1 protein-coding gene is annotated in these 1,203 nt (G+C 62.8%); it reads right to left on the reverse strand.

All coding sequences use genetic code 11. The annotated features are described in order from the left end of the window. Positions 1–4: 4 nt before the first annotated feature. Complete coding sequence (tuf, locus tag AC1RGU_RS31325; protein ID WP_062478858.1) at positions 5–1,198, reverse strand: elongation factor Tu; 1,194 nt, start codon at positions 1,196–1,198, stop codon at positions 5–7. Between the last annotated feature and the right edge of the window lie 5 nt (positions 1,199–1,203).

Raw genomic sequence — 1,203 nt, forward strand, 5'->3', positions numbered from 1 at the left:
CGGCTTAGATGTCGAGGATCTTGGCCACGACGCCCGAACCCACGGTACGGCCGCCTTCACGGATGGCGAAGCGCAGGCCTTCTTCCATCGCGATCGGGTTGATCAGCTTCACGGTGATGCTGACGTTGTCGCCAGGCATGACCATTTCCTTGTCCGCGGGCAGCTCGATCGCGCCGGTCACGTCCGTCGTGCGGAAGTAGAACTGCGGACGGTAGTTGTTGAAGAACGGCGTGTGACGGCCGCCTTCGTCCTTGGACAGGACATACACCTCGGCGGTGAAGTGCACGTGCGGCTTGATCGAGCCGGGCTTGCACAGCACTTGGCCGCGTTCGACTTCTTCGCGCTTCGTGCCGCGCAGCAGCACGCCGACGTTGTCGCCAGCTTGACCTTGGTCCAGCAGCTTGCGGAACATTTCCACGCCGGTGCAGGTGGTCTTGACGGTGGGGCGGATACCGACGATTTCGATTTCTTCGCCGACCTTGATCACGCCGCGCTCGACAGCGCCGGTCACCACGGTGCCGCGACCCGAGATCGAGAACACGTCTTCCACGGGCATCAGGAACGTGCCGTCCACAGCGCGCTCGGGCGTGGGGATGTACGTGTCCAGGGCTTCTGCCAGCTTCATGATGGCGCCTTCGCCCAGGTCACCCTTGTCGCCTTCCAGGGCGAGCTTGGCCGAGCCGTGGATGATGGGGGTGTCGTCGCCGGGGAATTCGTACTTGTCGAGGAGTTCGCGAACTTCCATTTCGACCAGCTCGAGCAGTTCCTTGTCGTCGACCATGTCGCACTTGTTCAGGAACACGATGATGTAGCCCACACCCACCTGGCGAGCCAGCAGGATGTGTTCACGGGTCTGGGGCATCGGGCCGTCAGCGGCCGAGCACACCAGGATGGCGCCGTCCATCTGGGCAGCGCCGGTGATCATGTTCTTCACGTAGTCGGCGTGACCGGGGCAGTCCACGTGTGCGTAGTGGCGGTTGGCCGTTTCGTACTCGACGTGCGCGGTGTTGATCGTGATGCCGCGGGCCTTTTCTTCAGGCGCTGCGTCGATCTGGTCGTAAGCCTTGGCTTCGCCGCCGAACTTGGCCGACAGCACGGTGGCGATCGCAGCCGTCAGCGTGGTCTTGCCGTGGTCAACGTGACCGATCGTGCCCACGTTCACGTGCGGCTTGGTGCGGGTGAATTTACCTTTTGCCATTTTTC

The organism is Variovorax sp. GW823-FHT02B07 (genome assembly GCF_058797695.1).

Excerpts from the sequence above, each read along its gene's own strand:
- tuf (WP_062478858.1), bottom strand. The coding sequence starts at position 1,198 with ATGGCAAAAGGTAAATTCACCCGCACCAAGCCGCACGTGAACGTGGGC.